The organism is Pedobacter sp. NJ-S-72 (assembly GCF_053890575.1).
This window is the reverse complement of record NZ_CM132681.1, coordinates 3,408,529-3,435,181: the sequence shown is the minus strand read 5'-3', so window position 1 is coordinate 3,435,181 and position 26,653 is coordinate 3,408,529. Positions and strand designations below refer to the sequence as shown.

27 protein-coding genes and 6 pseudogenes are annotated in these 26,653 nt (G+C 38.2%); 13 read left to right on the top strand and 20 right to left on the bottom strand.

What is annotated here, in order from left to right; all coding sequences use genetic code 11:
• The first annotated feature begins 39 nt into the window (after positions 1-39).
• From lepB to ACWYN3_RS22855, 3 genes are all read left to right on the top strand, one after another.
• Positions 40-1,146: a signal peptidase I gene (lepB, locus tag ACWYN3_RS22865; protein WP_456223118.1), complete on the top strand. Its 1,107-nt coding sequence runs from the start codon at positions 40-42 to the stop codon at positions 1,144-1,146.
• Positions 1,147-1,649: 503 nt separating this feature from the next.
• On the top strand, positions 1,650-2,144 hold the full coding sequence (locus tag ACWYN3_RS22860) for a hypothetical protein (RefSeq protein WP_456216492.1): 495 nt from the start codon (positions 1,650-1,652) through the stop codon (positions 2,142-2,144).
• A gap of 23 nt (positions 2,145-2,167) precedes the next feature.
• Positions 2,168-2,359 (top strand): hypothetical protein, encoded by a 192-nt coding sequence (locus tag ACWYN3_RS22855; protein ID WP_456223117.1) that lies wholly within the window; start codon positions 2,168-2,170, stop codon positions 2,357-2,359.
• Between the two features lie 301 nt (positions 2,360-2,660).
• On the opposite strand, the gene ACWYN3_RS22850 is transcribed toward ACWYN3_RS22855, so the two are convergent.
• The 7 genes and pseudogenes from ACWYN3_RS22850 to rpmB all read right to left on the bottom strand — a co-directional run bounded on the left by ACWYN3_RS22850 (position 2,661) and on the right by rpmB (position 8,432).
• Positions 2,661-3,746, bottom strand: coding sequence for an Ldh family oxidoreductase (locus tag ACWYN3_RS22850; protein WP_456216491.1), 1,086 nt, complete (start codon positions 3,744-3,746; stop codon positions 2,661-2,663).
• Between the two features lie 9 nt (positions 3,747-3,755).
• Complete coding sequence (bshC, locus tag ACWYN3_RS22845; RefSeq protein ID WP_456216490.1) at positions 3,756-5,339, bottom strand: bacillithiol biosynthesis cysteine-adding enzyme BshC; 1,584 nt, start codon at positions 5,337-5,339, stop codon at positions 3,756-3,758.
• Positions 5,340-5,385: 46 nt separating this feature from the next.
• Positions 5,386-6,721, bottom strand: a pseudogene (gene rimO, locus ACWYN3_RS22840) (30S ribosomal protein S12 methylthiotransferase RimO).
• Positions 6,722-6,754: 33 nt separating this feature from the next.
• A pseudogene (ftsY, locus tag ACWYN3_RS22835) lies at positions 6,755-7,719 on the bottom strand (signal recognition particle-docking protein FtsY).
• Between the two features lie 73 nt (positions 7,720-7,792).
• The gene (locus ACWYN3_RS22830) at positions 7,793-7,954 is read right to left on the bottom strand and encodes a DUF4295 domain-containing protein (protein WP_082036098.1); all 162 of its coding nucleotides are present in this window, start codon (positions 7,952-7,954) and stop codon (positions 7,793-7,795) included.
• Positions 7,955-7,977: 23 nt separating this feature from the next.
• Positions 7,978-8,160 (bottom strand): 50S ribosomal protein L33, encoded by a 183-nt coding sequence (gene rpmG, locus ACWYN3_RS22825; protein ID WP_008242799.1) that lies wholly within the window; start codon positions 8,158-8,160, stop codon positions 7,978-7,980.
• Positions 8,161-8,198: 38 nt separating this feature from the next.
• Complete coding sequence (rpmB, locus tag ACWYN3_RS22820; protein ID WP_037437638.1) at positions 8,199-8,432, bottom strand: 50S ribosomal protein L28; 234 nt, start codon at positions 8,430-8,432, stop codon at positions 8,199-8,201.
• A 294-nt stretch (positions 8,433-8,726) separates the two neighbouring features.
• On the opposite strand from rpmB, the pseudogene acs reads away from it, so the two are divergent.
• Both acs and ACWYN3_RS22810 read left to right on the top strand, forming a co-directional pair.
• Positions 8,727-10,626: pseudogene (gene acs, locus ACWYN3_RS22815) on the top strand (acetate--CoA ligase).
• Between the two features lie 108 nt (positions 10,627-10,734).
• Positions 10,735-10,920, top strand: a complete 186-nt coding sequence (locus tag ACWYN3_RS22810) for a CsbD family protein (RefSeq protein ID WP_184625682.1) — start codon at positions 10,735-10,737, stop codon at positions 10,918-10,920.
• On the opposite strand, the gene ACWYN3_RS22805 is transcribed toward ACWYN3_RS22810, so the two are convergent.
• The 5 genes from ACWYN3_RS22805 to ACWYN3_RS22785 all read right to left on the bottom strand — a co-directional run bounded on the left by ACWYN3_RS22805 (position 10,851) and on the right by ACWYN3_RS22785 (position 16,082).
• Positions 10,851-11,402: a MauE/DoxX family redox-associated membrane protein gene (locus tag ACWYN3_RS22805; RefSeq protein ID WP_456216489.1), complete on the bottom strand. Its 552-nt coding sequence runs from the start codon at positions 11,400-11,402 to the stop codon at positions 10,851-10,853. The genes ACWYN3_RS22810 and ACWYN3_RS22805 overlap by 70 nt on opposite strands.
• Before the next feature lie 67 nt (positions 11,403-11,469).
• The gene (locus ACWYN3_RS22800) at positions 11,470-12,432 is read right to left on the bottom strand and encodes a hypothetical protein (RefSeq protein ID WP_456216488.1); all 963 of its coding nucleotides are present in this window, start codon (positions 12,430-12,432) and stop codon (positions 11,470-11,472) included.
• A gap of 267 nt (positions 12,433-12,699) precedes the next feature.
• A complete protein-coding gene (locus tag ACWYN3_RS22795; RefSeq protein ID WP_456216487.1) occupies positions 12,700-12,864 on the bottom strand; it encodes a hypothetical protein in 165 nt (54 codons plus the stop codon).
• A gap of 282 nt (positions 12,865-13,146) precedes the next feature.
• Complete coding sequence (locus ACWYN3_RS22790) at positions 13,147-14,145, bottom strand: M16 family metallopeptidase (protein WP_456216486.1); 999 nt, start codon at positions 14,143-14,145, stop codon at positions 13,147-13,149.
• Entirely contained in the window at positions 14,100-16,082 is a 1,983-nt protein-coding gene (locus ACWYN3_RS22785) for an insulinase family protein (protein WP_456216485.1), read from the bottom strand. Before ACWYN3_RS22785 ends, ACWYN3_RS22790 begins: the two co-directional genes overlap by 46 nt.
• 82 nt (positions 16,083-16,164) lie before the next feature.
• Here ACWYN3_RS22785 and surE point away from each other — a divergent pair.
• The 3 genes and pseudogenes from surE to lpxB all read left to right on the top strand — a co-directional run bounded on the left by surE (position 16,165) and on the right by lpxB (position 18,328).
• Positions 16,165-16,943: pseudogene (gene surE / locus ACWYN3_RS22780) on the top strand (5'/3'-nucleotidase SurE).
• Positions 16,936-17,187: a stationary phase survival protein SurE gene (locus ACWYN3_RS22775; protein WP_456216484.1), complete on the top strand. Its 252-nt coding sequence runs from the start codon at positions 16,936-16,938 to the stop codon at positions 17,185-17,187. Before surE ends, ACWYN3_RS22775 begins: the two are co-directional and overlap by 8 nt.
• A 12-nt stretch (positions 17,188-17,199) precedes the next feature.
• Positions 17,200-18,328 (top strand): annotated as a pseudogene (gene lpxB / locus ACWYN3_RS22770) (lipid-A-disaccharide synthase).
• A 26-nt stretch (positions 18,329-18,354) separates the two neighbouring features.
• Here lpxB and ACWYN3_RS22765 read toward each other — a convergent pair.
• From ACWYN3_RS22765 to hxlB, 3 genes are all read right to left on the bottom strand, one after another.
• On the bottom strand, positions 18,355-18,702 hold the full coding sequence (locus ACWYN3_RS22765) for a response regulator transcription factor (protein ID WP_456216483.1): 348 nt from the start codon (positions 18,700-18,702) through the stop codon (positions 18,355-18,357).
• 202 nt (positions 18,703-18,904) lie between these two features.
• Positions 18,905-19,537 (bottom strand): 3-hexulose-6-phosphate synthase, encoded by a 633-nt coding sequence (hxlA, locus tag ACWYN3_RS22760; RefSeq protein WP_456216482.1) that lies wholly within the window; start codon positions 19,535-19,537, stop codon positions 18,905-18,907.
• 57 nt (positions 19,538-19,594) lie between these two features.
• The gene (gene hxlB / locus ACWYN3_RS22755) at positions 19,595-20,179 is read right to left on the bottom strand and encodes a 6-phospho-3-hexuloisomerase (protein WP_456216481.1); all 585 of its coding nucleotides are present in this window, start codon (positions 20,177-20,179) and stop codon (positions 19,595-19,597) included.
• Positions 20,180-20,433: 254 nt separating this feature from the next.
• On the opposite strand from hxlB, the gene ACWYN3_RS22750 reads away from it, so the two are divergent.
• The 5 genes and pseudogenes from ACWYN3_RS22750 to ACWYN3_RS22730 form a co-directional block, all read left to right on the top strand.
• Positions 20,434-21,174 carry a helix-turn-helix domain-containing protein gene (locus ACWYN3_RS22750; RefSeq protein WP_456216480.1) on the top strand — a complete coding sequence of 247 codons (741 nt, stop codon included), beginning with the start codon at positions 20,434-20,436 and terminating at the stop codon, positions 21,172-21,174.
• Positions 21,159-21,296 carry an AraC family transcriptional regulator gene (locus tag ACWYN3_RS22745; RefSeq protein WP_456223116.1) on the top strand — a complete coding sequence of 46 codons (138 nt, stop codon included), beginning with the start codon at positions 21,159-21,161 and terminating at the stop codon, positions 21,294-21,296. The genes ACWYN3_RS22750 and ACWYN3_RS22745 overlap by 16 nt, the downstream gene beginning before the upstream one ends.
• 49 nt (positions 21,297-21,345) lie before the next feature.
• Positions 21,346-21,660 carry a hypothetical protein gene (locus ACWYN3_RS22740; RefSeq protein WP_456216479.1) on the top strand — a complete coding sequence of 105 codons (315 nt, stop codon included), beginning with the start codon at positions 21,346-21,348 and terminating at the stop codon, positions 21,658-21,660.
• A 58-nt stretch (positions 21,661-21,718) separates the two neighbouring features.
• On the top strand, positions 21,719-22,669 hold the full coding sequence (locus tag ACWYN3_RS22735; RefSeq protein WP_456216478.1) for a DUF885 domain-containing protein: 951 nt from the start codon (positions 21,719-21,721) through the stop codon (positions 22,667-22,669).
• 58 nt (positions 22,670-22,727) lie between these two features.
• Positions 22,728-23,123 (top strand): annotated as a pseudogene (locus ACWYN3_RS22730) (DUF885 family protein); the annotation flags it as partial.
• Positions 23,124-23,132: 9 nt separating this feature from the next.
• Here ACWYN3_RS22730 and ACWYN3_RS22725 read toward each other — a convergent pair.
• The 5 genes from ACWYN3_RS22725 to ACWYN3_RS22705 all read right to left on the bottom strand — a co-directional run bounded on the left by ACWYN3_RS22725 (position 23,133) and on the right by ACWYN3_RS22705 (position 26,652).
• Positions 23,133-23,402 (bottom strand): hypothetical protein, encoded by a 270-nt coding sequence (locus ACWYN3_RS22725; RefSeq protein ID WP_456216477.1) that lies wholly within the window; start codon positions 23,400-23,402, stop codon positions 23,133-23,135.
• A gap of 18 nt (positions 23,403-23,420) precedes the next feature.
• Entirely contained in the window at positions 23,421-23,780 is a 360-nt protein-coding gene (locus ACWYN3_RS22720) for a response regulator (protein WP_456216476.1), read from the bottom strand.
• Between the two features lie 371 nt (positions 23,781-24,151).
• Entirely contained in the window at positions 24,152-24,997 is an 846-nt protein-coding gene (locus tag ACWYN3_RS22715) for an OmpA family protein (protein WP_456216475.1), read from the bottom strand.
• A gap of 142 nt (positions 24,998-25,139) precedes the next feature.
• Complete coding sequence (locus tag ACWYN3_RS22710) at positions 25,140-25,952, bottom strand: tetratricopeptide repeat protein (RefSeq protein ID WP_456216474.1); 813 nt, start codon at positions 25,950-25,952, stop codon at positions 25,140-25,142.
• A gap of 55 nt (positions 25,953-26,007) precedes the next feature.
• On the bottom strand, positions 26,008-26,652 hold the full coding sequence (locus tag ACWYN3_RS22705; RefSeq protein WP_456216473.1) for a PorP/SprF family type IX secretion system membrane protein: 645 nt from the start codon (positions 26,650-26,652) through the stop codon (positions 26,008-26,010).
• Between the last annotated feature and the right edge of the window lies 1 nt (position 26,653).

Below are 26,653 nucleotides of genomic sequence, written 5' to 3'. Positions count from 1 at the left end.
AAAAGCAGAGAATGGTTTGATGCCGTTCTTTTTGCTGTAATTGCTGCTACTGTTATCCGTGTATTTTTTATTGAGGCTTATACAATTCCAACCGGAACCGGATCTATGGAAAAGTCGCTGTTAATTGGCGATTTTTTGTTTGTGAGTAAAGTAAATTATGGAGCGAGAATACCAATGACTCCGGTTGCTTTCCCTTTTGCACACCATACTATGCCTGTTACAGGCACAAAAGCTTATTATGATGGTATACAATGGAAATACCGCAGATTACCTGGAATGCAGGATATCAAAAGAAATGACGTAGTAGTATTTAATTTTCCCGATGGAGATACCGTAGCACTGGAAGCTCAGGATAGAGATTATTATGATATGGTACGTTCAGTTGGAAGACAGGCTATTCAAAGCCAGTATACAATTGTAAGCAGACCTGTAGATAAAAGAGAAAACTACATTAAACGTTGTATTGGAATCAGTGGTGATATATTAAGTATGTCAAACGGATTGGTTACGATCAACGGAAAGGCTGAACCGATGAAAAATACGGGACAGATTGATTACCTGGTGAAATTTAAAACCAGTGATGTTAATTTCCAGGTATTCGAGGAAATGGGGTTTGTAATAGACCGTGATATCAGTGCGCTATCTCAGGATAGCTACAATTTTGTAGGTACACCGGTAATGATGGAGAAAGTAAAGAAACTTGATTTTGTAGCTTCTGTGGTTACGCGTACTGCTGCACCTGGTGCAGTGGAAGCTAATGTATTTCCACAGGACCCTAACAGAAAATGGAATGCGGATAACTGGGGTCCTATCCAGATTCCTAAAAAAGGATGGACAGTAAAACTGGATAGTGTTTCTATGCCTTTATATCAACGTGCTATTTCTATTTATGAAGGTAATAAGTTAGAAAAGGTTGCTGGTGGATGGTTAATCAATGGTAAACCTGCATCAACTTATACTTTTAAAATGGACTACTACTGGATGATGGGTGATAACAGACATAATTCTCTGGATTCAAGATACTGGGGATTCGTTCCTGAGGATCATGTTGTCGGAAAAGCCTTGTTTATCTGGATGAGCTATGATACTAATGGTTCTTTCTTTAGTAAAATCAGGTGGAGTCGCCTATTTAACGGTATTCATTAAGCCTGTTTCTTCATAGACCGGCTTCGAAAATAAAAAAAAGATGTGCTATGTGATGGCGGCATTATTTTTCCTGAAGAAGGAAAAAAAAAACGCTATGCCATCACATAGCACATCTTTTTTTTATTTCATTATCCAGTAGCATGATTTATACAGGAATAACTCATTGTGGCTGGTTGGTGTTCTTAGTTGGTGGTCATGGTTAGTTGGTTAGTTAGTTAGTTAGTTAGTTAGTTAGTTAGTTAGTTAGTTAGTTAGTTAGTTAGTTAGTTAGTTAGTTAGTTAGTTAGTTAGTTTTTTAGACTGGTTAATTTGATTATAGCCTGCTATTATTTGATTGCGTTTTTTATTAGATTAGTAATCTGGTAATTTCTTTTTTTGTTCAGGTTCTTGCTCTCTATTAGGAATCACCTTTTAATCCAAAGAAATTATCATATGAATTATTTCTGTCTTATTGCTATAGTTTGTTTTTACCGGGGATAGTAGTGTGTGCTCAGCATAATATCGTGGATAAAGATTCAAATACTAAAGTATCTGTAATGAAAATTCATGGATTGGATCCTCCTAAAGTTCAATCTTTCATCGTGCCGGCAGTTTTAATAGGCTATGGATTGGTCTCTCTTGGGGATAATGGAATCAGGAGGTTAGATTTTAATATAAAAGGGGAGCTACAAAGTAAACATCCTGATTTTTCTGTCCGTGTAGATGATTATCTCGTGTTTGCTCCGGGGGTTGCTTTTTATGCCCTGAATTTAGCTGGTGTGAAAAGTAAGCATGGTATGGTTGATGGTACAGCCCTTTTTATTTTGTCGAGGGCCATTGCATATATTACTACCTATTCGGGTAAATCTGGAATTGGCCGGGAGCGGCCGGATCATGCAGACCAGATGTCATTTCCTTCAGGGCATGCTGCTAATGCTTTTGCTGCTGCTGAATTTCTAAATCAGGAATACAGAGATGTTTCGCCCTGGATTGGATTGGTTATGCTGGCTATACCGTAGCTACAGCAACGGGTGTGTTAAGAATGTACAATAATAAACACTGGTTAAGTGACGTAGTAGCTGGTGCAGGAGTGGGGATCGCTTCTACAAAGCTGGCTTATCTGATTTATCCGAATCTCAAAAAGCTAATTGTGGGTAAACAGACAGTTAGATACTCGTTGGTGCCTATGTATCAGCAAAAGGCCGCAGGTCTCTCTTTCAATGGAACATTTTAGAAGTACTTAGGGATCATTGATAAATATAGGGGATGCACCAGCTGATTGAACAGGGATGCCTTTAAATTAATAATTCGGCACCCAATATTATAATAAACAATGGACATTTATATTATCTGGTAATGTAATGCAACTAACATAACGATTAACATAACATAAGGCGTCTTCCCAAGTGGCGGAGGATTTGCCGGGGAGAAACTTATTTTAAAAAACATATGCTATGTGAAGGCATAGCATGGCCGTTGCCCCGAAGGGCAAAAAAAATGCAGCCTGAACATAGCATGTGTTTTTTTTTTAATTCTTAGATCCGGGGAATCCGGAGTTTATCGGCAAGGTCGTTCAAATCGTTAACCACTGGTTCTACCAATGGAATTCCGGATATCTTTCGTTCCTGTTCAAATGCATATTCTGGTTCACCTGGTATAATAACTCTTTTGCTGGGATCAATGGTTTTTGCACTTTGGAAACGCTCAATCCAATTATCAAGGTGATCCTTGAAATCTTGTGCAGGACGAAATCCATCAATACGCATCGCACCAAAGAAGTGGCCTAAGCCTTCACCAACAGGGTTTGCCGAAGGTTCCAGGAAAGCAACAAAAGGAGGTACCCACGGGCCGTAGTTAGCTCCTGAGAGTACTGCTGTCAGAATATCAACAGTCGCACTCAGTCCATAGCCTTTATGACTGCCGTGGTCTTTATCACTGCCCAGAGGAAGTAATGAGCCTCCATTTTTTAGCGCATTCGGATCGGTAGTTCCATTACCATTTTTATCTTGTGCCCAGCCTTCTGGAATAGGTTGGTTTGCCCGCTGGGCAATTTCCAGTTTACCATTCGCTGCTGCTGCAGTTGCCATATCTACAACTACAGGTGGATATTTCCCTGCCGGAAAAGCATAACACATCGGGTTGGTTCCCAGCAATCTTTCGTTGGCGTAAGTTGGGGCAACCAATGGGCTGGCATTTGTCATACTGATACCAATCATATCCTTTTCTACAGCCAGCAATGCATGATAACCTGCTATGCCAAAATGGTTAGAGTTTTTTACTGCAACCCATCCACTGCCATATATTGCAGCTTTTTCCATTGCTATGTTCATAGCAAAAGGGGCTACCACCAGGCCAAGGCCTGCATCACCGTCTACAGTCGCTGTTGTTGGTGTTTCATGTACGACCCTGATGTTAGGAGTAGCATTGATTCTTTCTTTCTCCCATAGGCGTATATAGCCGCTTAATCGGGCTACACCATGGGAATCTATTCCTTCTCTAAGATCAGAACGTAATAATACGTCTGTGGCCAGATCTGCATCCGTGGCAGAGCAGCCCATTCTCAAAAAGACGCTTTTGGTGAAATCCCGTAAACGTGTCTCTGTAAAAGTATGAAAGGTCATTTGAATGAGTTAAGCGTATAGAACCGTAAATTTATGATCGAGGGGCTTGAATGCAGTTAGCAGGTTTTCAATAAAACCCTCTCCGTAAAGAACGTACATCGGTGCAATATTCAGGACACGTTCCTGCAATACACCTGATGGAAATAACTTGTTTTTTAAGGTCTCAATTTGTTGCAGAGAAGTAGTGTGCTTACGTTTTTCTGCCCGTAAAAGTTTTTTCTCCAGGTTAGTCACCAGTTTCAGAGCCTTTGTTTTTGCAGCTTCCGCTGACATAGAAAGTGTTTTATCTATCTTATAGGAGTTCAGTTTGATCTGGTCAAATACTGCTCTTATTGCACGCTGCTCATCATCAAGACAAAGGGAATCTCCAACATGTGCTTTAATCCATTGATTTTTCAATTGCTCATCACTGTTAAATAAGGTGATCGGGCTGATGTCCAGGATCTGCATTTTGCGGGCACTTCTATCATCAATGACTAATGCTGAATTTCTCAGGATCAGTATGGGGTATGGGATATTATAGAAATCAAAATTAGCTTTTAACTGTAGCCAGTAGGTCACTTCAGCACCACCACCAATATACGCGAGATTAGGCAAAATTAATTCCTGATATACCGGACGCATAACCACATTAGGGCTAAAGCGCTCAGGATGATTATCTATTTCTTGTTTTAACGTGTCTTTTGTGAAGCTTATATTAGTATTTAATACTTTATATTCGCCATTTTCTTCTACAATACGTTCGCGGAGCTGGTCATCCATGTAAAAGAAATTAATCTCTCTTGGATTTACCTGTGGCTTATAACCCTTTTTCTCTAATTCAGAACTACTCGCATTGATTTGTGCAAAACTGTTCTGTTCTACAATATCACGATATACAATAGGTGAAAATTGAGTTTTTAATGCTGCATCATCAGCATCCACACAGACTAAACCTTTTTTGCCAAATAGGGTATCTACCAGTTCACGTGTGGCATCAGCAAGGTTTTTGTTAGCGGTATATGCTTTTTCAACGATTTGTGAAAATTCAGTACCGTTTTCACTGATACCCAAATAACCTTTATATCCAATCAGTGCATCAATAATATCAGCTGTATTGAGACGGCCCGTAGCACCTGCAGCATCTTTTTTCCAGGTCAGCATTTTATCCTCTACTTTCACATGATTAATTTCTTCAAAATCATGATCTTCTGTAGCCATCCAGTAGATGGGCACGAAGTTGAAATCGGGAAAACGTTGTTTGAGATCGGCCGCCAGCTTAATTGCTGTAACGATCTTATAGATGAAATAAAGGGGGCCTGTAAATATATTTAGCTGATGACCTGTCGTGATGGTAAACGTACGGTCATCAGCTAATAAGTTGATGTTTTCCTTAACTAATAGAGGGTGCAGATGTTTGTACTGCTTATGCAGGCTGCTTACTAATAAGCTGCGGTCGCCAGAATATTTCCGGTCTCCGGTTGCTTTTTTAAAACCCTCTAAAGTAGGGGAGTACTTATAAAAAGACTCCAGGTTATCTTTTCCATCTATGTAATCCAATACAATGGATGAAAAAGCGTGTGTTTGCTGATAAGAGATGTACTTGGCCTGCATTGCTACGAAATTAAGTTAATAAACCATAATTCAGCAAAACGCAATATTATTTTACAATCTGTCCATATAGATCAAAATCTTCAGCACGATCAATCGCTACATTTACGAAACTACCATTTGCAGCATAACCTGTGTTTGCATCGATTAAGACCTCATTATCAACCTCCGGAGAGTCAAATTCAGTACGTCCGATGAAGAAATCTCCCTCTTTACGATCTACCAGAACTTTGTAAGTCTGACCTACTTTCTCCTGGTTGATCTCGTATGAAATTCCCTGTTGTAATTCCATGATCGCATCAACGCGCTCTTGTTTTACTTCATCTGGTACATCATCTACCAGGTTATGGGCATGAGTTTTTTCTTCATGAGAATAAGTGAAACAACCTAATCTGTCGAAACGGGTATCTTCTACCCAACGTAGCATTTCTTCAAAATCCTGCTCAGTTTCACCTGGGTAACCACAGATAAGTGTAGTACGCATTGCAATTCCAGGAACTTTGTCTCTGATCTGGTTAACGATGTCAATAGTCTTTTGTTTCGTGATTCCACGACGCATTGACTTTAGCATATTATCTGTGATGTGCTGTAAAGGCATATCCAGATATTTACAGATGTTTTCTCTTTCGTTCATTGCATCCAGAATTTCCATTGGGAATCCTGAAGGGTAAGCATATTGTAACCTGATCCATTCAATACCATTGATATCTGAAAGACGTCTTAACAATTCATCCAGGTTACGTTTACCGTAAATGTCTAAACCGTAATAGGTTAAATCCTGCGCAATCAGGATCAGTTCTTTAGTTCCGTTTGCTGCCAGTATTTTAGCTTCTTTTACTAAAGCCTCCATCTCTGTCGATACGTGTTTACCACGCATCAAAGGGATCGCACAAAAAGAGCATGGGCGGTTACAGCCTTCTGCAATTTTAAAATAAGCAAAATGTGAAGGAGTGGTCAGTAACCTTTCTCCAATTAGCTCATGCTTATAGTTTGCACCTAATGAATGTAATATGTTTTGTAAATCGTTAGTACCAAAAAAGGCATCGACGTTTTTGATTTCTGATTCCAGCTCTGGTTTATAACGTTCCGAAAGACATCCCGTTACAATTACTTTACTGATTTTTCCTTCTTCTTTTAATTGACTGTACTGAAGGATAGTATCAATAGACTCCTGTTTTGCATTGTCGATGAAGCCGCAGGTATTGATAACAATAATGTCGTCCTTATTGATTTCATTAGCTTCATGAACCACATTTAAGCTATTCCCTCTCAATTGACCCATCAAAACCCTCAGAATCGTAAATATTCTTGGAACAACCCAGTGTAATTACGTTGATCTTTGGTTTTTTAACAGGGATAATTTTAGAAGTCGTTTTTGTGTTCATCTTGTTTTTATATATATGCTTTAAACGGATTGTTTATTTAAACAGTCCGTCAACAAAAGCTTTTTTATCAAATAATTGAAGGTCATTGACACCTTCACCCACCCCGATATATTTAACAGGGATTTTAAACTGATCAGAGATTCCAATAACTACACCACCTTTGGCCGTGCCGTCAAGTTTAGTAATTGCCAGTGCATTTACATCTGTAGCTTCTGTAAATTGTTTACACTGCTCAAACGCATTCTGTCCGGTTGATCCGTCAAGTACCAGTAAAATCTCATGTGGTGCATTAGGAATTACCTTCTCCATCACTTTTTTGATTTTACCCAGCTCGTTCATCAGACCGATTTTATTATGCAACCTTCCGGCTGTATCGATGATCACTACATCTTCTCCGTTTTGCAACAGCAGATTGTATAGTGTCAAACGCTACAGAAGCAGGATCAGAACCCATTGCCTGGGCAACTACTCTTACATCGATACGCTCACCCCATAATTTAATCTGCTCAACAGCTGCAGCCCTGAAAGTATCTGCCGCACCCAATACTACTTTAAGCCCTTCAGCTTTTAGTTTATGTGCAAGCTTGCCAATAGTGGTAGTTTTACCCACACCATTCACACCGACTACCATGATTACATAAGGTTTATGATCACCGTATTCGAAATTACGGAAATCATTGCTGTTGTTTTCAGCCAGTAAAAGCTGGATCTCATCACGGAGGATCAGATTCAATTCTGAAGTAGACAAATATTTATCTTTTGCTACTCTGTCCTGAATCCTTTCAATGATTTTTAGTGTAGTCGTTACACCAACATCCGAAGTAACCAGTACTTCCTCCAGATTATCCAGAACATCATCATCAACTGTCGATTTTCCGGCAACAGCTTTCGTGATTTTGTTTAAGGAACCCGTTTTTAGTTTTCTCTAAACCTTTATTTAATACTTCCTGAGCTTCAGGAGCAGTTTCCTTTTTCTTGAAAAAATCGAATAGTCCCATAGAAATGTAGATGAAAACAAAAAAAGCCCTCCCATAAATATAGGGACGGCTTTAATATCATTAAATATTAAAATTACTTGCCTTGTCCAGCAATAGCATCTTTAACGTGATCGTTATGAACGATAACTTCTTTGAAAGAATAAGCACCAGATTTTGGTGATTTAGTCATCGTAATAACTTTTGAATATTCTTTACCTTTACCCGTTTTAAGGGTTGCAACTACCTTTTTTGCCATGATCTAAATAGATTGGAAATGTATTACTTAATTTCTTTATGTACAGTTACTTTCTTCAATACCGGATTGAATTTTTTCAATTCTAATCTCTCAGTTGTATTTTTACGGTTTTTTGTAGAGATATATCTAGACATACCAGGCATGCCGCTAGTTTTATGCTCTGTACATTCTAGAATAACTTGTACTCTGTTACCTTTTTTTGCCATTTTATTAATAATTTAGTTGATTCACATCAACAATGTTTTTACAAAAATCCTTTTTTTACGAAACGGTTAATAGCTTCAGTAATACCAATTTTATTGATGGTTTTGATAGCTGAAGTAGAAACTTTCAGTGTTATCCAACGGTCTTCATCAGGAATATAAAATTTCTGAAGTTGTAAGTTGGGATAAAACTTACGTTTAGTTTTAACGTTTGAGTGAGAAACATTAAAACCACTCATAGCCTTTTTTCCGGTTAAATCACAAACTCTAGACATGCCTTTAATATATATTGTTAAATTGTTCTTCGCTTAATTTTTTAAGAGTGTGCAAATATCACGAAAATATTTGTAACGATCAAGAGTCCATGTGATTATTTTTCAAATTTTATGGATTCTTTAATCCTGCTCTTCCGGCAAAGATACATAAATACCCCATAAATACGAATCTTACGCGATTCATTGCTTTATTATGCTCTATTATAATGAACTGACAGCATATATTTTGCTATAAGAATCTTTTAATACCTCTCAAATAATTTATATTAGCTTAAAATTATCACCAAATATATTATGCAAATCAAATCTTTAGCCGAGTACGAGGAAACCTATAAGTTCAGTGTCGAGCATCCAGAAGAGTTCTGGGGCGGAATAGCAGAAAAATTTCTATGGAAAAAGAAATGGGATAAAGTATTATCCTGGAATTTCACTGATCCGCAGATTAAATGGTTCGAGGGTGCGAAGTTGAATATTACCGAGAACTGTCTTGACCGTCATCTGGAAAAAAGTGGTGACAAACCTGCGATTATCTGGGAATCAAATGATCCTGAAAAACCAAGTGTGACACTGACCTATAAAATTCTGCACGAACAGGTATGTCGTTTTGCTAATGTGTTAAAGAAAAATGGTGTAAAAAAAGGCGATCGAATTTGTATTTATATGCCGATGGTTCCTGAGCTTGCTATTGCAGTAGTACTGGCTTGTGCACGTATCGGTGCAGTACACTCGGTTATATTCGGAGGTTTTTCTGCCAAATCAATTGCAGACAGAATCAATGATTCAGCTTGTAAACTGGTTATCACAGCAGACGGATCTTTCCGTGGAAATAAACAAATTCAACTTAAAGAGGTAATTGACGATGCATTGATCGGTTGTCCTACAGTGGAGAAAGTTATTGTGCTTACCCACACACGTACTCCTGTTTCTATGTTAAAGGGTCGTGATTTATGGTTTGAAGATGAAATTAAATTAGTTGATACAATTTGTCCTGCAGAAGAAATGGATGCAGAAGATATGTTGTTTATCTTATATACGTCTGGTTCTACAGGTAAGCCAAAAGGTGTAGTGCATACTGTAGGCGGTTATATGGTTTATGCAGGATACACTTTTTCCAATGTATTCAATTATCAGCCAGACGAAGTGTTTTTCTGTACTGCCGATATTGGCTGGATTACCGGACATTCTTATATCGTATATGGCCCGCTTTCTCAGGGAGCCACTACATTGATATTTGAAGGAATTCCTACCTATCCGACACCATCAAGGTTATGGGAAGTTGTAGAAAAGCATAAAGTTAATATTCTTTATACCGCGCCAACTGCAATCCGTTCGCTGATGAGTTTTGGTACAGAGCCTTTAAAAGGAATTGATATGAGCAGCCTGCGTGTTTTAGGATCTGTAGGGGAACCAATCAATGAAGAAGCATGGCATTGGTTTGATGAAGAAGTAGGGCATAAAAACTGTCCGATTGTAGATACCTGGTGGCAAACAGAAACAGGTGGGTTAATGATTTCACCAATCGCTTTTGTAACACCTTTAAAACCGGCTTTTGCGACTCTGCCTTTACCAGGAATACAGCCGATTCTGGTTGATGAGAATGGAAAAGAGATTGAAGGAAATGGGGTAAACGGTAATCTTTGTATTAAATTCCCGTGGCCTGGTATATTGCGTACTACTTATGGCGATCATGAAAGATGATGCACAAACCTATTTCTCTACTTATCCAAACCTTTATTTTACCGGTGACGGATGTATGCGTGATGAAGATGGTTATTATAAAATCACTGGCAGGGTAGATGATGTAATCAATGTTTCAGGACATAGAATTGGTACGGCCGAAGTAGAAAATGCGATCAATATGCACGCTGGTGTAGTGGAAAGTGCTGTAGTAGGTTATCCCCATGAGGTAAAAGGGCAGGGGATATACGCTTTCGTAATTTATCCGAAAATGCATGAAGAACCTGAACTGACTAAAAAAGATATATTGCAAACAGTAACACGTGTAATCGGAGCTATTGCTAAGCCAGATAAGATATTATTTGTAAGCGGACTACCAAAAACACGTTCAGGAAAGATTATGCGCAGGATACTCCGTAAAATTGCTGAAGGCGAGATTTCAAATCTTGGTGATACAAGTACATTGCTTGATCCGGGGGTGGTGGAAGAAATTATTGATTCTGCTCAGAAATTATAATATCATAGAGCTGTCTGGAATAAAACAGTTCTATGATAAATTTCCTGCAAACAATTTTAATTTCCAGCTGTTCCTAATCCGAAACAATCATTAATTAAAACAAATACTATGGACAGTTTAGAGTTAAAAGGAAAATGGAATGAGTTGAAAGGTAAAGTGAAGCAGGCATATGCAGAACTTACTGAGGATGACTTGAAACATGAGGAAGGTAAAGAAGATGAGCTTTACGGTAAATTACAGCAAAAAACAGGTAAGACCCGCGATGAAGTCATCACTTGGTTGAAATCGTTATAATTCGATTTAATAAATAAAAAAAAGGAGAAGTCTGAAGGCCTCTCCTTTTTTTTTTTTAGATTAATTGGCTTTTTAACGCTCACCAGTATAGCCGTAGCAGCCATTAACGTAAACGCAGCATTAAAAATAATATGTGTTGGGTAAGACATTTTACCCAGGATACCTCCGCATGAACAAGGGATATTTGTGTAAAAAAAAAAGTGTGTTAGTGTGCTTAAATATAACGTGAACAGGAGCATAACAAAAAAAGAGAGAAAGAGTCCTGTTTTTCTGGTTAAATTAAAAGCCAATAAGAATACGATCAGAAATTCAGTGCCCAGTACAACCGGGGCCAATAAGGTTTTGTCATATTTTACCAGCAAAGGGGATTTACTAAGGTCGGAGAGAAATAACTGGTAATCCATAGCCTTGAAAATCCCTGCATAGATGAAAAGTGTACATAAAAGTATGACTACGGCAGTTTGGATGTAATTGATTTTCATAAAGAGGAAAGCTTGAAAATTAAAATGTTGTTTTCGTATGCTGCTACGAGCTTGTCTGCATAACGGGCTAATTGTATGACCGGTCTGTTTTCGAAACCAGGTAGTCTGAAGCTACCCTCGTAATTTCCTGTTTTTGTATTATATATACATCAATTACAGGCCCGCGGTATCCGCTCTTGGCAGCATCTTCTGTTAGTACGTAAGATAATATGTAAAGATGTTCAGCATCAGCAGTAGCTGTTGAATTAATTACAATAGACTTACTGGAACGCATATAGATCTTTCCAGTCTTTACTGTAATATTATTGGCTTTTGTTTTATCAATTGTATGAAATACATACGTTTTATTGAGTTGATCATCATATTTGAGAATGTCTCCATTGTAAAATGGGATGTAAAAATGATCATGTGAAGAGGCATTCCTGACAAAAAATCCATCTGCCGAAAGTCCGCCGTCTTCAAAGAAAGGAAATTGATGAAGTACAGAGTCTTTACCCGGAAATGAGAAATTTCTAAGTTTTAATTGCAGTATTTTTTTTTTTTTGGTATCATAACCAGAAGAAAGAAAAGATTTGTTTTGTAAACTACTAACTGAACTTGCTTTAGTGTTTTTTTTTTCGAAAAGAAGACTGTCAATTTTCTTTTTATCTGGCTGATAGGTAATGGCTTTGTTTCCTGAATCGTCAAAAATATAAAAGGTATGAATAGCTGTATCAATTTCCAGCCTGGTGGCAATGTTTATTGGCAGGTCTTTCTTAGTAAAAAAGGTGTCTATTTTATGATTTGAAAGATTATAACGGAAAATGCTGTTCTGATTATATACATAACCATAGATATTACCCTGATCTGCTTTCATGATGCTTACCCTGCCAGGAAACAGAACAGTATCAACCGGGAGCAATTTATATTTGTGGTAATCCCTGGTGAAATTCGCATAAATTCTGTCAGGCTCAGCACCCTTAACCAGAACATACATAATCAGAATTGCACTACAGAAAAGTGCAGCAAGTAAGAGCAGATTTTTTTTCATCAGAATGTAATTGTTTTTTCGTAGTACTTAAGTTTCCAATGGTTCTCATGAACACTACGTGGTTTCAAAGGTGATGAAGCTATTATGTGCTACTCGATTTTGTTCATTTCGGTTTGTATGCTGCTGCACATAATGGTTTCATAAACAAGAAGGCCGCTTGCGCAGCCTTTTTGTTTTTAAGATTTAGAGCGCGTTTAAAATGAGCGATATAAATATTTCGCTGTGTAAATTTAAAAGACTCATTAAGAAATAAGATTTTGATTTAAACTAAGGGCAGATCTGAGTTTTAATGCCCCATGCTCCAGTTGAATTACACTTGATATCTGGCTCGCAATGGCAGTAAGCTGCTATTTTTGATTGATTGGCCTTAACGGCAAAGGCGGTGAAAGTGCCTGCAATAAGCACTAGTGAAAGTAAAGCTAGTTTTTTCATAGTTTTTTTGTTTGTTTGTAGGTTTTTGGTTAAAAAAATAATTGGCAGATGTGAAACTGATGGTTAATCAGGTTAAATAATTAGCTATTGGTTAGTTTAGCTTTATTCATTTCGTTTGCCTTAACTAATCTAACGAACGTTTTTGAAATTTGCAATATTTTATGGTGAAATATTTATTTGTAAGCATTGGTTAACAGTTGTTTATGTGTGGGTGTTGGTTGAAGACAAAAAAAAGGAGATGTTTTTAGCATCTCCTTTTGGATAAAATCATAAAGGTTAAAATTAATAACCGAATATCTGCTCTAAAGTAAGCGTGTTCAGTTTGCCAAATTTTTGCATCTCCTCTGTTTTTACTTTTTTATCAGAAGCTACTATACAATAATTATAAGGTTTGTTTGCTACATTTCCAGCATGGAAAGCCTTAATATCAGCAAAGGTTAATGGCTGTAGCCCTTTATATTCATCAATTCTTGAATCATGGTCAAGACCTAACCTCTTATCTGCATAATAACTGTTAATGATTGCTTTTTTAGTAATTCTTGAAGTCTCTAATGAGTTTATAGAATTAGATTTTGAAGACTCGAAATTTTTCTCAGACTCAGGTAAAACATTCAAGAGCTCATTCATTGCTCCAACTGCATCATTCATTTTGTCTGCCTGGCTGCCAACATAGGCCACCATTGAACTCTCTTTTTCTTTCTTGTCAGGATTAGTGTAGTATGCATAAGTCGAATAAGCGAGTGCTTTTGACTCTCTGATAGTCTGGAACACGATAGAGCCCATACCACCACCAAAGTAACTGTTAAACAGACTGACTTTAGCTACTTCTGCAGGGTTATAGATACCACTGTTTCTTATCCAGCGGATTTCAGACTGTACCATATCATAGTTTGCAAAATAAACCTGGTTTTCTTTATTATCTGTGTAAGTGAATTTGAGAGCAGGCGCTATTTCAGTAAATGACTTAGGTAAAACATGCGCTTTCTCTATATTTTTAACGAAGACATCAGGAGTTTCCGGTCCATAATAATTAATGGAATGTTTAAACTCATTGATGTGATGTAAAATATCCAGCAGCTGTGCAGAAGTTATTTGTTCTAATTCATTATTGGACAGCACAAAGTTGGTTGGATTTTTAGGCCCGAACTGTGCATAGCTCATTAGTCCCGACAAAATCGAAGCTTTATTCAGCTTTGTGTTTTCTCTTGATTTAAGGATGCTGCTTTTCATATCCTTCAATGCTTCCTCATTGGCTTTGCAATTTGCAAAAACATATTCCACACTAAATTTACTGCCTGATCAAAATTTTCTTGTAGACCACTGATTTCAATTGTGGTCACGTCACTTTTTACGGAAACGGAATAATTACAGGCAATATTATAGAACTGCTTGCTGATTTCTTCAGCTGAATATTTATCTGTACTTAAAAAAGTTAGATATTTTGCTGCATAAGGCAATAATTTATTATTCCATGCACCCATATCAAAACGATAAGTCAAATTGAAAATACTGTTTTCTTTATTTTGAACAGTTACTACATCGGCGATGCCCGCTTTACTAAAATTCAGATCTTTCTGATAATCCAAAAACTTAGCTTCAATAGGTTTTGAAGGAGTAGCTAATAAGTTTTTAGTGAAAGCAGAAGTTTCATTTGTATTCGTTTTAACGGGGGTGATTGCTGGTTTATCAACTTTCTGAATACTCTTGTCTTCTCCTTTATGCTTTAGAATAACAACGTAGTTGTCTTTGAAGAATTTATTTGCGAAATCAACTATTTCTTTCTTGCTGATTTTGGCCATTTCATCAGGGTTACTTAATGACTTATCCCATTTCGTTGCACGGTTCAGGATAAATTCATTTGTAATAGCATCAACACGGAAATCATTTTTGTCAAAAGACTCCAATAAACTTAATTTGCTATTTGCTACAGTTGCTTTGATCAGCGTTTCATCAAAATCACCCTTTTTCAATAAAGTAAGCTGATCCAGTAATAATTGTTTAGCCTCATCAAGGGTTTGGCCTTGTTTCGGTTGAGCTGATAAAGTGAAAGTACCATAATCTTTCATCTGCTGATAACCTGCACCTGCACCTAATACTTTCTGCTGCTTGTTTAAGTTGATATCCATTAAACCAGCTTTACCATTTGAAAGAATGCTTGAAATCAGGTCAAGCATTGTACTTTCCTTTGTATTTTCGGCATATCCTCTGTAACCGATTCTTACAACCTCAGCACTTGGACCATTAATATCAGCAGACTGGATTTTAAGCAAAGGTTTTTCAGCCTCCGGAGCATACAATTCAATAGGTTTGGCTTTCATATAAGAGAAAGACTGAGCCACCTTTTTTATCATCTCATCAGCTTTAAAATCACCGGATAGAATAACAGCCATATTATTAGGCACGTAATACTTGTTATAATATTTGCGGATTTCGACCAGTGAAGGATTCTTTAAATGTTCAATTGTTCCGATAGTAGTTTGCTGTCCGTAATTGTGTGTTGGATACAGCAGGTCATTCAGTTTTTCTTCAATTTTCCAGGAATCATTATCAAGGCCACGGTTCTTTTCCTCGTAAACGGCTTCCAGTTCTGTGTGGAAAATACGGAATACCGGGTTACGGAAACGTTCAGCTTGTAAAGCAAGGAACTTATCTGTTGCATTAGATGGTAAATCTTCATTGTAAACAGTTTCCTCATACCATGTATGTGCATTGGTAGACTGTCCGCCGATAGATTTCATCATTTTATCATACTCATTCGCAATAGAATAATTAGAAGCCTCACCAGAAGTTTTATCTATTTGGGCATAGATTTCTTTCCGCTTCGCAGGATCTGTTGTGGCATGATATTTCTCGTAAAGTGCTTCTATTTTATCCAATAAAGGCTTTTCCTTCGCATAATCTAATGTGCCAAAACGGTCTGTTCCTTTGAATAAAAGATGTTCCAGATAATGGGCAAGGCCAGTCGAGGTACGCGGATCAGTATTACTTCCAGCTCTTACCGCCATACGGAACTCAATACTTGGCTCTTTAGCATTCTCAGAAAGAACTACCGTTAGTCCGTTTTGAAGCGTATAAAAACGAGACTTTGTAGGATCATTCGTAACATACTTATAAGTATAGCCGCCGGAGGAAGCGGTTTTCCACTGATACCCCACCTGCGCCATTAAAGACGATCCGGCGAGGATAAAGCAGGATACGAGAAATATATTTTTTTTCATGTTTAATAAGTTATGATCAAATATAATTTGAAATATGAGAAACCCGGCATAATTACCCCATAATCTTTGTACTTTTACTGCCATGAAAAAAGAGCAATCCAGACCCAATATTTTAGTAGTAAATGATGACGGTGTAACAGCACCTGGTATCAGGAATCTGATTGAAGCAGTTAAAGAATTTGGCAATGTCGTGGTTGTGGCACCAGATGGTCCGCAATCAGGAATGGGGCATGCAATTACCATAGGAAAACCTCTGCGTTTTGACAGGGTAAATCTTTATGAAGGAGTTGAAATGTATAAATGCTCAGGTACACCTGTAGATTGTGTAAAGCTGGCAGTTAATAGAATATTTAAAGGTAAAAAACCAGATCTGTGTGTTTCAGGTATCAACCACGGATTAAACAATTCGATCAACGTTATTTATTCAGGAACGATGTCAGCAGCTGTAGAAGGTGCTATTGAAGGTATTCCTTCCATTGGTTTTTCTTTAGATGATTTTTTGAAGAAGCTGATTTCAGTCACTGTCTTAAATTTGTTAAAACCATAGTACGCCAGGTACTGGACCACGGTTTGCCACAAGCTACTTTACTGAATGTTAATTTTCCAAAAGGAGCAGATCTGAAGGGGATTAAAATCTGCAGACAGGCAAATGCGAAATGGGCAGAAGAATTTGACGAACGTAAAGATCCTTATGGCCGTCCTTATTACTGGCTGGCAGGTGTTTTTCAAAATAATGATAAAGGAGAAGATACAGATGTATGGGCGTTGGAAAACGGTTTCGTATCGGTAGTTCCGGTACAGTTTGACTTAACTGCGCACCATGCTATTCCAATATTAAATTCATGGACATTTAATGATTAAGAATATTAAAAACGATGTTTGGGTAGGTTTTGGAATCGGTGTCTTTCTTCCGGGAGTACTGCTTTCTATTGTCTGGTTTGTGATGCACCAGATTGCTTACCTGGCAAAAGCCGATTTATTACTGATCGGTTGTATTGCCGTAAACGCTTTGCTGCTGAAATACTTTTTTAAGGTTAATAAAGAGAATACAGGAAGAGGCGTACTAGGTGCCACATTTATGGGGCCTGCTTTTCTTTTTTTATAAATTATCACAATCATGAGATATTATCTTGTAGCAGGTGAAGCCTCCGGCGATCTCCACGGGGCTAATTTAATGAAGGCACTGAAGGATCAGGATCCGGATGCTGAATTCAGATATTTTGGTGGCGATAAAATGAAAGCCGAAGGCGGGATGCTGGCGAAGCATTATGCCGATATGGCATTCATGGGGTTCACAGAAGTATTGCTTAACCTGCGCACGATACTCAGGAATTTAAAAACCTGCAAAGAGGATATCCAGGCTTATGCACCTGATGTGCTGATACTGATTGATTTTCCTGGCTTTAATTTAAAGATTGCTGGCTTTGGTAAGGAAAACGGAATTAAGGTATGCTATTATATTTCGCCTAAAGTTTGGGCATGGAACCAGAAACGGGTACTCAAGATTAAAAAAGTAGTCGATAAAATGTTCTGTATCCTCCCTTTTGAAGTTGATTTTTACAAAGAATAGGGGGATGGAAGTAGCTTATGTAGGTAATCCTTTATTGGATGAGAAGGCCGCTTTTACACCAGATTCTGCATTCCTTGAAAAACATGGGTTAAATAGATCGGGGCAGATTATCGCCCTGCTTCCTGGTAGTCGTAAACAAGAGATAGAACGTCTTTTACCGGCTATGCTGAGTGTTACTGAAACTTTTCCTGATCAGCAATTTGTTGTTGCAGCGGCTCCGGGATTTCCGGTAGTCTACTATCAGCAGTTTATCGGTGCTAAAAATGTAAAACTGGTTTTCGGACAAACTTATGATTTGCTTCATGTCGCTACAGCAGCAGTTGTCGCTTCTGGTACTGCAACTTTAGAAACAGCTTTGTTTCATGTACCGCAGGTAGTAGTTTATAAAGGAGGTAGAATTTCTATAGCTATTGCAAGAATGCTGGTGAAAATTAAATTTATATCTCTCGTTAACCTGATTATGGATCGGGAAGTTGTCATTGAACTGATTCAGGAAGATTGTAATACTGTAAATATTACGGAGAATCTTGTCAGGCTGATTGAAGGGCCATGGAGAGAAATGATGCTGGAAAACTATGCAGATTTATCGGCGATTATGGGAAAACCAGGTGCTTCTGCCAGAACTGCATCGCTGATTTTAGCCTATTTAAGAAAAAAAAAAATGTCTGCCTTATAATTCAGGCAGACATTTAGCTATGTTTTTTAAGCTGGGTTTTTAACCAGCAGGTTACTGATTCTTTTAACCACATCATCCAGGTCGAATGGTTTACTTATATAATCATCAGCGCAGGCCTGTGTACTCATTTGTTTACTTCTTGGATTTGCAGACATCACGATAACCGGAATATGTTTCGTAAACATATCATTTTTAAGGTCATCGCAAATTTCAATTCCGTTTCCATCAGGTAACATCACATCGATAATAAACAGATCAGGTAAGGAGTCTCTTAGTTTGCTTTTCAGTTCACTAACTGACGAAGAAAGTTGTAATTCATAACCTTCATCCTTCAATAAATAAATATTCAATGATATACCTGATATCACTGTCATCTTCAAGTACGTGTATCCTTTTGGTCATAATTAATTATGTTACGCTGTTTATTTATTCAGAACTTTATCAAATAGTGTTCCATAATAGCCATAAATAAGCGTGTCGGGTTAAATATTACATAATGATGTGTAAAACTTATTCGTTTAAATAAAAAATGGTGACTCAACGATATTGAGTCACCATTTCTGTGAAATATTTTAATTATACAGCATCAATCGCTTCGCGCAATGCTTTTGCTGCCGCAGCAGGATCTTCAGCACCATAAATTGCAGCACCAGCAACAGCAACCGTTGCACCAGCTTTAATTACAGCGGTGATGTTATTGATATTTACGCCACCTGCTATTGAAACAGGTACACCAGCACGGGCAGCTTCGTCAATCAAAACCTGGATAGAATATCCTTCAGTCCATTGCTCATCTAAACCTGCGTGTAATTCTACAAATTCAGCACCTAATTTAGTTACTTCCTGAGCACGTTTCACACGATCAGTTACACCGATTGTATCCACAACCACACCTTTACCATGTGCTTTAGCAGCTTTAATTGCACCAATAATAGTTGCATCACCAGCAGCACCTAAAACTGTTACTAAATCAGCACCAGCTTTAAAAGCGATATCAGCTTCTAATTCACCAGCATCCATAGTTTTTAAATCAGCAAATACTAATTTATCAGGATGAGCTTGTTTCATTGCCGTTACTACTGCAATGCCTTCATTTTTAATTAATGGGGTACCCAGTTCAATGATATCAATATAAGGAGCGATTTTAGCAGCTAATGCCAAAGCTTCTTTTGTAGTTAATAAATCTATTGCGACTTGTAATTTTGCCATGTTGTTTGTTCTTTATTATTTTTTTAATCAATTATTTATGTAATGGCCTATATCCGTTTATTCAAGATTGGCGTGTCTTTTCCATAGTTCTTCAGCGGATGTTCCGTCTGCTGCCCACATCGTTTGAAAAATGGCATCAGTGAGTAATAATAGCGCCTGTTCGAATAGACTTCCTGCATATTGTTCAGAGATGGTTTTTCCATGATCTTGCTTTTGGGCAGCAGGAATAATCAGAACAAGCGCTGCCAGTCTGGCCAAAGCAGAGACGTTAGTCGTAGAAAAAGCAATAACTTTTGCCCCTGAAGCAACGGCCTTCTCAGCTGCTTTTACAATTGTACTGGTTGTACCAGAGCCGGAACCAGCAATCAGAATATCTCCTTTGCTAATAGCTGGTGTAGTTGTTTCTCCGGCAACAAATACTGTAAATCCAAAGTGCATTAAACGCATCGCAGCAGCTTTTAATGCTAAACCTGTACGCCCGGCACCGATGATAAACAGGCGATCTGCCTGATGCAAATAAGGAATAATTGCTGCAAGCTGATTGAAATCAATATGATCGGCTAATTTCTGGTTCTCTTCTAAAATCAATTTCAGATTTGCCTTTAAACTGGCGGCTTGCTGATTTATGTTTGCACTGCTCATCTCTTTTTTTTGTCTGCGTCAAAGGTAATTGCAGGGGATAGCGTATACGTTACACTATATGCGCATAGTATGGGACTATTTGGAAACGGGTTGTGATTGTACTGACATCTATGTTGGGAAGGGGTTGGTAAGGCCAATGGCCTTACCAACCCCTTCCCAACATAGATCCCTTACGCATCCCTGACTTATATTAATATCTTTGTCCCAGAATCTCTGATCCGGTGATCTCAGGGATTTAACAGAAAAGGAAGCAGATGGAAGAAAATACGAGCGTTGGATTAGAAAAATCATTGATTTATATCAGGAATCTTGAAAAATGTCCCCCTAGTTATCTGAATGATCCCGGGAGAAAAGATTTTTTTGAAATAGTCTGGCTGCAAAATGAATTTCCGTTACATGCTATCAAAGAAGAAGAAAAGCCGGAGCGCGGAGACTGGATCTATCTTATCCCCCCATATCGTGTACATCAATTGAATAAAGCTGGTAAGAATGGTATCCTATTGTCTTTTAAAAGAGATTTTCTGGATGAAGAAGATAAAGAATTTTATCTTGACATTTTTAAGATTTTCAATATACAGGGCGAATTTTCATGCCTGCCTTTAACTAAAGAAAATGCAGTTGAGCTGGATAAAATTTATCAGTTGCTCGAGGAAGAATACAAAGAGCAGGCCAATAGTTTCTTGATTTTAAAAGCATTGTTAAAAGTCTTTTTGTTGAAGCTGATCCGTATCAAGGAGCATGTTTTTACCACTCAGGATGTAAATCAGAAAAGGGTATACGAGTTTATGATGTTACTGGAAGAAAATTATCAGCTGGAACGTACCGCTGATTTTTATGCCGGAGAATTAGGCTTGAGTGCTAAGCGTCTCAACCAGATATTGAAGGATAAACTGGATAAAACAGTGATGCAGCTCATCCATGACCGGATTATTCTGGAAGCTAAAAGACAGATTATCCACAGTGAAAATACACTAAAGAAATTGCTTATAACCTGAGTTTTACCGACCGGTCTTATTTCAGCAGGTTCTTCAAAAAGCAAACTGGTACTTCTCCTGAAGACTTCCAGAAACAAGCGAGAAGTCACATTGAATCCAGGTTTAATACCCTCATTGAATAGAAAGAACCTGATAAATATTTGCTAGCTTTATTTTCTAAACTCAAAATTTATGAAAAGAATAGCCTTTGCCCTTTTGTTTGTCAGCACGATTGTAGCTTGTAAACAAGAAGACAAAAAAAAAAATGCTAATGCGCAATTTGGGAAGCTATGCGATCAGTATTATGAAGATTATTTGAAATTAAATCCTATTTCTGCTACTTATGCAGGAGACGACAGGTATAATAGTGAATTGCCAAATGATGGTTCTGTCGCTTATTTAAGTACCACTAAAAGTTTCTACAAGCAATATCTGGACAGCTTAGGCAAATACAAACGTGAGCAGCTGGATGCGAATGATAAATTATCTTTCGATGTATTAAGATAATTTAGAGACAGGCCTTGAAGGTCTGAAATATCATTTCGAATATCTTCCTTTTAACCAGATGACTGCATTACCATTGACAATTGGTCAATTGGGATCTGGTACCGGTGCACAACCTTTTAAAACGGTTAAAGACTATGAAGACTGGTTGAAACGTGTCAATGCATTTGCTGTCTGGGCAGATACGGCTATCGGTAATTTTAAAAAAGGAATGGCCTCCGGTATCGTTTTGCCTAAAGCATTGGTGGTGAAAATGTACCCGCAAATGCTGGGTCTGATTGTTACCGATCCCGCAAAGAGTTTGTTTTATGGTCCGGTACAGCAAATGCCTAAAGGGTTTTCCGATGCAGATAAAAAAAGACTGACAGCAGCTTACCGCAATACCATTATGACTGTTATTGTTCCGGCTTATAAAAAGCTGGGAGAATTTCTGAAAAATGAGTATCTGCCAAAATCAAGAACTACTTCTGGCTTCTCTTCTTTTACCAGAGGGTACACAGCTATGTATGCTTACCTGGTGAAACAGCAAACTACAACAACCAAAACGCCGGAAGAAATTTATCAGACAGGTTTGAAAGAAGTAGCAAGAATTCACTCTTTAATGGATAGCATTAAAAATAAGACAGGTTTCAAAGGTGATTTGAAAGCATTTTTTGAATACATGAAAACTGATCCTAAATTCATGCCTTATAAAACGCCAGCTGAGATTCTTGCTGCATTTGATAATATCCATAAAAGGATGGAACCAAATCTGAAGAAAATGTTTACGGTAGTTCCAAAGACACCATTCGAAATTCGTCAGACAGAAGCTTTCCGTGCGGCATCGGCAAGTGCAGAATATAATCAGGGATCAGCAGATGGTAAACGTCCTGGAATTTTCTATATACCTATTTTGGATGCTGCTAAATTCAATACAACTTCGGGTATGGAATCTTTATTTCTTCACGAAGCGATTCCTGGTCACCATTACCAGATTTCATTAACGCAGGAAAAACCGGGACTTCCTTCCTAAGTTCCGTCGTTTTGGAACGCATAATGCTTATGTAGAAGGCTGGGCTTTATATTGTGAATCGTTAGGAAAAGAACTTGGATTATATACAGATCCATATCAGCATATGGGAGCACTGGGTGATGAAATGCATCGTGCTATCCGTCTTGTTGTAGATGTAGCTATTCATACCAAGAATATGAGCAGGGAAGAGGCAATCAAATATATGATGGACAATGAAGCTATTAGTGAACAAGGTGCAACAGCAGAAATTGAACGTTATATGGGGATGCCTGCACAAGCATTAGGCTATAAGATCGGAGCGATGAAAATCCGGGAATTGCGCAGCAGATATGAAAAACAACTCGGCGCTAAATTTAAGCTTGCAGAATTCCATCATCAGGTGTTGAAAGACGGATCGTTACCATTGAGCGTATTTGAAGCTAAAATGGATGATTGGGCGGCGACAGTAAAATAATAAGCATGATCAGGAGAATATCCTGACCATGGAAGACGAACGTCCGGTGCTGAGCTTATGGCCATGAGCAACCGGATATGATTTCTCAATTTCAGGCCCTATAAAAGAGGCTGATATCAGGTCATCAGGATTGGATCGGAAGAGTACCGACCATTTTCCTGATGACCTGTTTATATATATTTCCAGTATACCTTTCTTGTGCACTACTCTAAACAGATTGGGTGAAAGTCGTTTCACCTGGAAATTCTCACCGTAAAGCGAAATTTTGTAATAAATCATACAGATAGTTTTTTAGTTCTAAGCTAATTGACTTTCAATCCGCTTTAATAAGTCGTCTAAATCAAATGGTTTACTGATAAAATCATCGGCAAAAGCATATTTGCTGCTTTCTTTAGCACTAGCATGTGCAGAAATGATGATTACCGGAATATGCCTGGTGTCCAGGCTTTGTTTCAATTTCCGGCACAACTGTATCCCATTTCCATCTGGAAGTTTCACATCCATTAAAATCAGGTCAGGCAAAGTATTAAAAAGGTTTATCTTAAATTCTCTGGCATTAGAGGCCACAGTAACATCAAATTCTGATTGTTGCAGGATATACTCTATGACATCGCGTATAGCTTCATCGTCTTCTATGATCTGGATCAGTTTTGACATGAGTAATATAAGATCTGTTGATAGTTATTAAACGGAGATCTTATACAACTTGTTGCAATGGAAGAGGTGGAAAATGCAGGCTATAAGCAATTACGCTGAAATTATAGCTTTAAAGCCTTATTTAATGGCGGAAAATGATTAATGAATTTTGCCGGAGAGAGGTAAAGGGAGCTAAATTACCTTTAAGTCCCCGCTTTCTGGCGGGGACTTCGTGTTTTATTGTTTGACCACTTTGAATTCTGTTCTTCTGTTTAGCTGATGCATTGTATTACTGCATTTTACTCCGTTAGCACAACGGTTAAGTAGCATGGTCTCGCCATAACCGCGGCCAGTAATCCTTGCTTTATCAATACCTTTTGATATGATATATGCTACACAGCAGAGTTAGCTCTTTTCTGAGATAACCACTGGTTATACTCATCTCTTCCTCTGCTATCAGTATAAGAGCTCAGCTCGATCCATATGGTCTCATTTGTTTTGAGCGTAGAGACCAGTTTATCAAGCTCTCTTGCCGCATCAGGACGGATATTTGATTTGTCAAAATCGTAATAGATGTTTTCTATTTTGATCGCTTTGTTCAGTACGATTGTTTCCAGGAACAGATCTTTATGCAAGGTCTGTGAGCTTGTTAAATTTATCGTTGTTAAAGCAGTTGCATCCGAACTGTAATTTGATTTTTCGCCTTTCAAAGTATAATCCGCTGTCTGATCCAGGCTAAACTTAAAAGTACCCTGATTACCAGTTACCGCGGTTAAAGACCCGCCGTTCTGTTTATTGAGGGTAACAGTGGCTCCAGCAATAGGGAGATTAGTTTTTCTGTCATAGACTGTTCCCTCTAAATTAAAGTAAAGGATCATCCTGGCTGTAAAGCTGTAGATGTCATCATTACCAGTTCCGCCCGGGCGGTTAGAAGCCATATAACCTGTCCCTTTAAGATTCATGTTGAAAGCAAAATCATCCTGAGGTGAATTCACCGGGTATCCCATATTCACTGGCTGGCTCAAACCAGCTGCGGATTGTTTTGCTTTATAAATATCGAGTCCACCCATCCCGATCAGGCCATCACTGCTAAAATAGAAATTGCCATCCGCAGAAGGAAAAGGGTTTCTTTCATTTCCATCGGTATTGACCTGGGTTATGTTTACCGCATCTGCCCAGGTGCCATCTGTATTTTTAGCTGTACTGTAAATATCAGTTCCGCCTTTGCCACCGGGCATATCAGAAAAAAAGTATAGCGTATTTCCATCAGCAGAAACCGAAGGGTCCCCAACTGACCATTCATTAACTTTATTGTATCTGAAAGGAACTGGTTTTCCCCAGGTTCCATTTGCATCTTTGGTACTGCTGTAAATCTCCAGGTTAATTGTTTGTTGAAGGTTCTCCTTTTTTGCGGGTGATCTTTTTAGGGATTCTGGTTAAAGTAAAATATACAGTATTGCCTTCAGTTGTAAAACTTGCTGCACCAATATGGTAATTGGTTTCTGCATTCAGGGCAAAGGCTTTAAGGCTGTCATTGACTCCTGTTTTTTGATATAAGCGCAGGTATTCATTTCCTGTCCATCCATAATTATTTGGATCGGGCAACTTTGTTGTGCCATCAAATTTAAAGAAGGGTCTTGATGTGTTCGTTTTAAACTGACGATCAGAAGTGAAAACGATTCCATTCTGATAAGCTACCGCGCCCCAGTCAGATCCTGCACTGTTCAATCCTTTTTCATTTAAAAGGGTCACAGGTACAGGGTTTTTAATCCAGTATTTTGCAGAATCACAGGAAGCAAACCAGACCTGCTGCTGAGCAGCACTAACGTCAGGTTTTAAGCTAACATATTTTTGATAAGCAGTTTTAGCCTCCTCATATTTAGCATTACTTTGTAAAGCTTTAGCATAATATAGTGTGTTTTCAGGTGTGCTTTTAGGTAGGGTGGAAGCAACCTGATACCAGTTTTCTGCCTGCGGATAATTGTCTGTCAGGCGATAAGCTTCAGCCAGACGTTCAGCCGCATGCAGTGTAGCTTTTTTATGATAAGCCTTTTGATATAAATCGATGGCTTTATTGTAATTAAATAATTCAAATTGGGTATCGGCCTCTTTGAGGACGTACTGTGCCTTTACCTTTACTGTGAATGACAGCAGGAGTATGGCTGTGAATATACCGGATTGGATTGTTTTCATGCTATTAATCGATGGAACGCGTTAGGATCTGTTTTAATTATATAATTGACGTCTTTTAGAAATACCTTGGAGATCTCATCCTGGTACTTTTTGTATTAAAATAATAGCCTATTGATATTTCATGTGTTCCACTGCTATAACCCTGCAACGGACCGATGGAAATATCATAAGCATATCCGATACGTAAAGTCTTGGTCGGAAAAACTTCAATAGCTGCTACTGCAGAATTTCGGTTACTCAAATCTTTTTGAAGATAATCTTTATTGTACAATTTGACCCCTGTACGGTAAGAACCACCGATCCATATCCTGTCCATGAAAAGTACAAAGGCATTGATGTCTAAACTGGTTGGTCCGCCACGGTCATCCTTCAATAAGAAAGACGGTTTCAATAAAATGTCCTGTCCTAATGGAATCAGCGTACCCGCAGTTAAATAATAATGGGGTTTAGGCTGCGGTATAAAGGCATAACGGTCAACGTTGATATATTGGGCAATTAAATTGTCAGCAGAGAAACCGGCAAAGAAGCGGTCATCTGAATAATATACCCCAACTCTTGCATCCGGCAGAACGGTGTTCTGTGAACCTGTTGGCTGATCTGGTTCCTGATCGTTAGGATGTAACATTGATCCATCAATCCCTAATTGTACTGCGCCGATTCCTACTCCAAAAGCAAGTCTTGAAGTTCCGCTTTCATTCATT

Bases quoted from the DNA above. Each gene is read 5' to 3' on its own strand.
- ACWYN3_RS22855 (WP_456223117.1), top strand. From the start codon at position 2,168: ATGTACAATAATAAACACTGGTTAAGTGACGTAGTAGCTGGTGCAGGA.
- ACWYN3_RS22850 (WP_456216491.1), bottom strand. From the start codon at position 3,746: ATGACCTTTCATACTTTTACAGAGACACGTTTACGGGATTTCACCAAA.
- bshC (WP_456216490.1), bottom strand. From the start codon at position 5,339: ATGCAGGCCAAGTACATCTCTTATCAGCAAACACACGCTTTTTCATCC.
- ACWYN3_RS22830 (WP_082036098.1), bottom strand. From the start codon at position 7,954: ATGGCAAAAAAGGTAGTTGCAACCCTTAAAACGGGTAAAGGTAAAGAA.
- rpmG (WP_008242799.1), bottom strand. From the start codon at position 8,160: ATGGCAAAAAAAGGTAACAGAGTACAAGTTATTCTAGAATGTACAGAG.
- rpmB (WP_037437638.1), bottom strand. From the start codon at position 8,432: ATGTCTAGAGTTTGTGATTTAACCGGAAAAAAGGCTATGAGTGGTTTT.
- ACWYN3_RS22810 (WP_184625682.1), top strand. From the start codon at position 10,735: ATGGACAGTTTAGAGTTAAAAGGAAAATGGAATGAGTTGAAAGGTAAA.
- ACWYN3_RS22805 (WP_456216489.1), bottom strand. From the start codon at position 11,402: ATGAAAATCAATTACATCCAAACTGCCGTAGTCATACTTTTATGTACA.
- ACWYN3_RS22800 (WP_456216488.1), bottom strand. From the start codon at position 12,432: ATGAAAAAAAATCTGCTCTTACTTGCTGCACTTTTCTGTAGTGCAATT.
- ACWYN3_RS22795 (WP_456216487.1), bottom strand. From the start codon at position 12,864: ATGAAAAAACTAGCTTTACTTTCACTAGTGCTTATTGCAGGCACTTTC.
- ACWYN3_RS22785 (WP_456216485.1), bottom strand. From the start codon at position 16,082: ATGAAAAAAAATATATTTCTCGTATCCTGCTTTATCCTCGCCGGATCG.
- ACWYN3_RS22775 (WP_456216484.1), top strand. From the start codon at position 16,936: ATGATTAAGAATATTAAAAACGATGTTTGGGTAGGTTTTGGAATCGGT.
- ACWYN3_RS22765 (WP_456216483.1), bottom strand. From the start codon at position 18,702: ATGACAGTGATATCAGGTATATCATTGAATATTTATTTATTGAAGGAT.
- hxlA (WP_456216482.1), bottom strand. From the start codon at position 19,537: ATGGCAAAATTACAAGTCGCAATAGATTTATTAACTACAAAAGAAGCT.
- hxlB (WP_456216481.1), bottom strand. From the start codon at position 20,179: ATGAGCAGTGCAAACATAAATCAGCAAGCCGCCAGTTTAAAGGCAAAT.
- ACWYN3_RS22750 (WP_456216480.1), top strand. From the start codon at position 20,434: ATGGAAGAAAATACGAGCGTTGGATTAGAAAAATCATTGATTTATATC.
- ACWYN3_RS22740 (WP_456216479.1), top strand. From the start codon at position 21,346: ATGAAAAGAATAGCCTTTGCCCTTTTGTTTGTCAGCACGATTGTAGCT.
- ACWYN3_RS22735 (WP_456216478.1), top strand. From the start codon at position 21,719: ATGACTGCATTACCATTGACAATTGGTCAATTGGGATCTGGTACCGGT.
- ACWYN3_RS22725 (WP_456216477.1), bottom strand. From the start codon at position 23,402: ATGATTTATTACAAAATTTCGCTTTACGGTGAGAATTTCCAGGTGAAA.
- ACWYN3_RS22720 (WP_456216476.1), bottom strand. From the start codon at position 23,780: ATGTCAAAACTGATCCAGATCATAGAAGACGATGAAGCTATACGCGAT.
- ACWYN3_RS22715 (WP_456216475.1), bottom strand. From the start codon at position 24,997: ATGCCCGGTGGCAAAGGCGGAACTGATATTTACAGTACAGCTAAAAAT.
- ACWYN3_RS22710 (WP_456216474.1), bottom strand. From the start codon at position 25,952: ATGAAAACAATCCAATCCGGTATATTCACAGCCATACTCCTGCTGTCA.
- ACWYN3_RS22705 (WP_456216473.1), bottom strand. From the start codon at position 26,652: ATGAATGAAAGCGGAACTTCAAGACTTGCTTTTGGAGTAGGAATCGGC.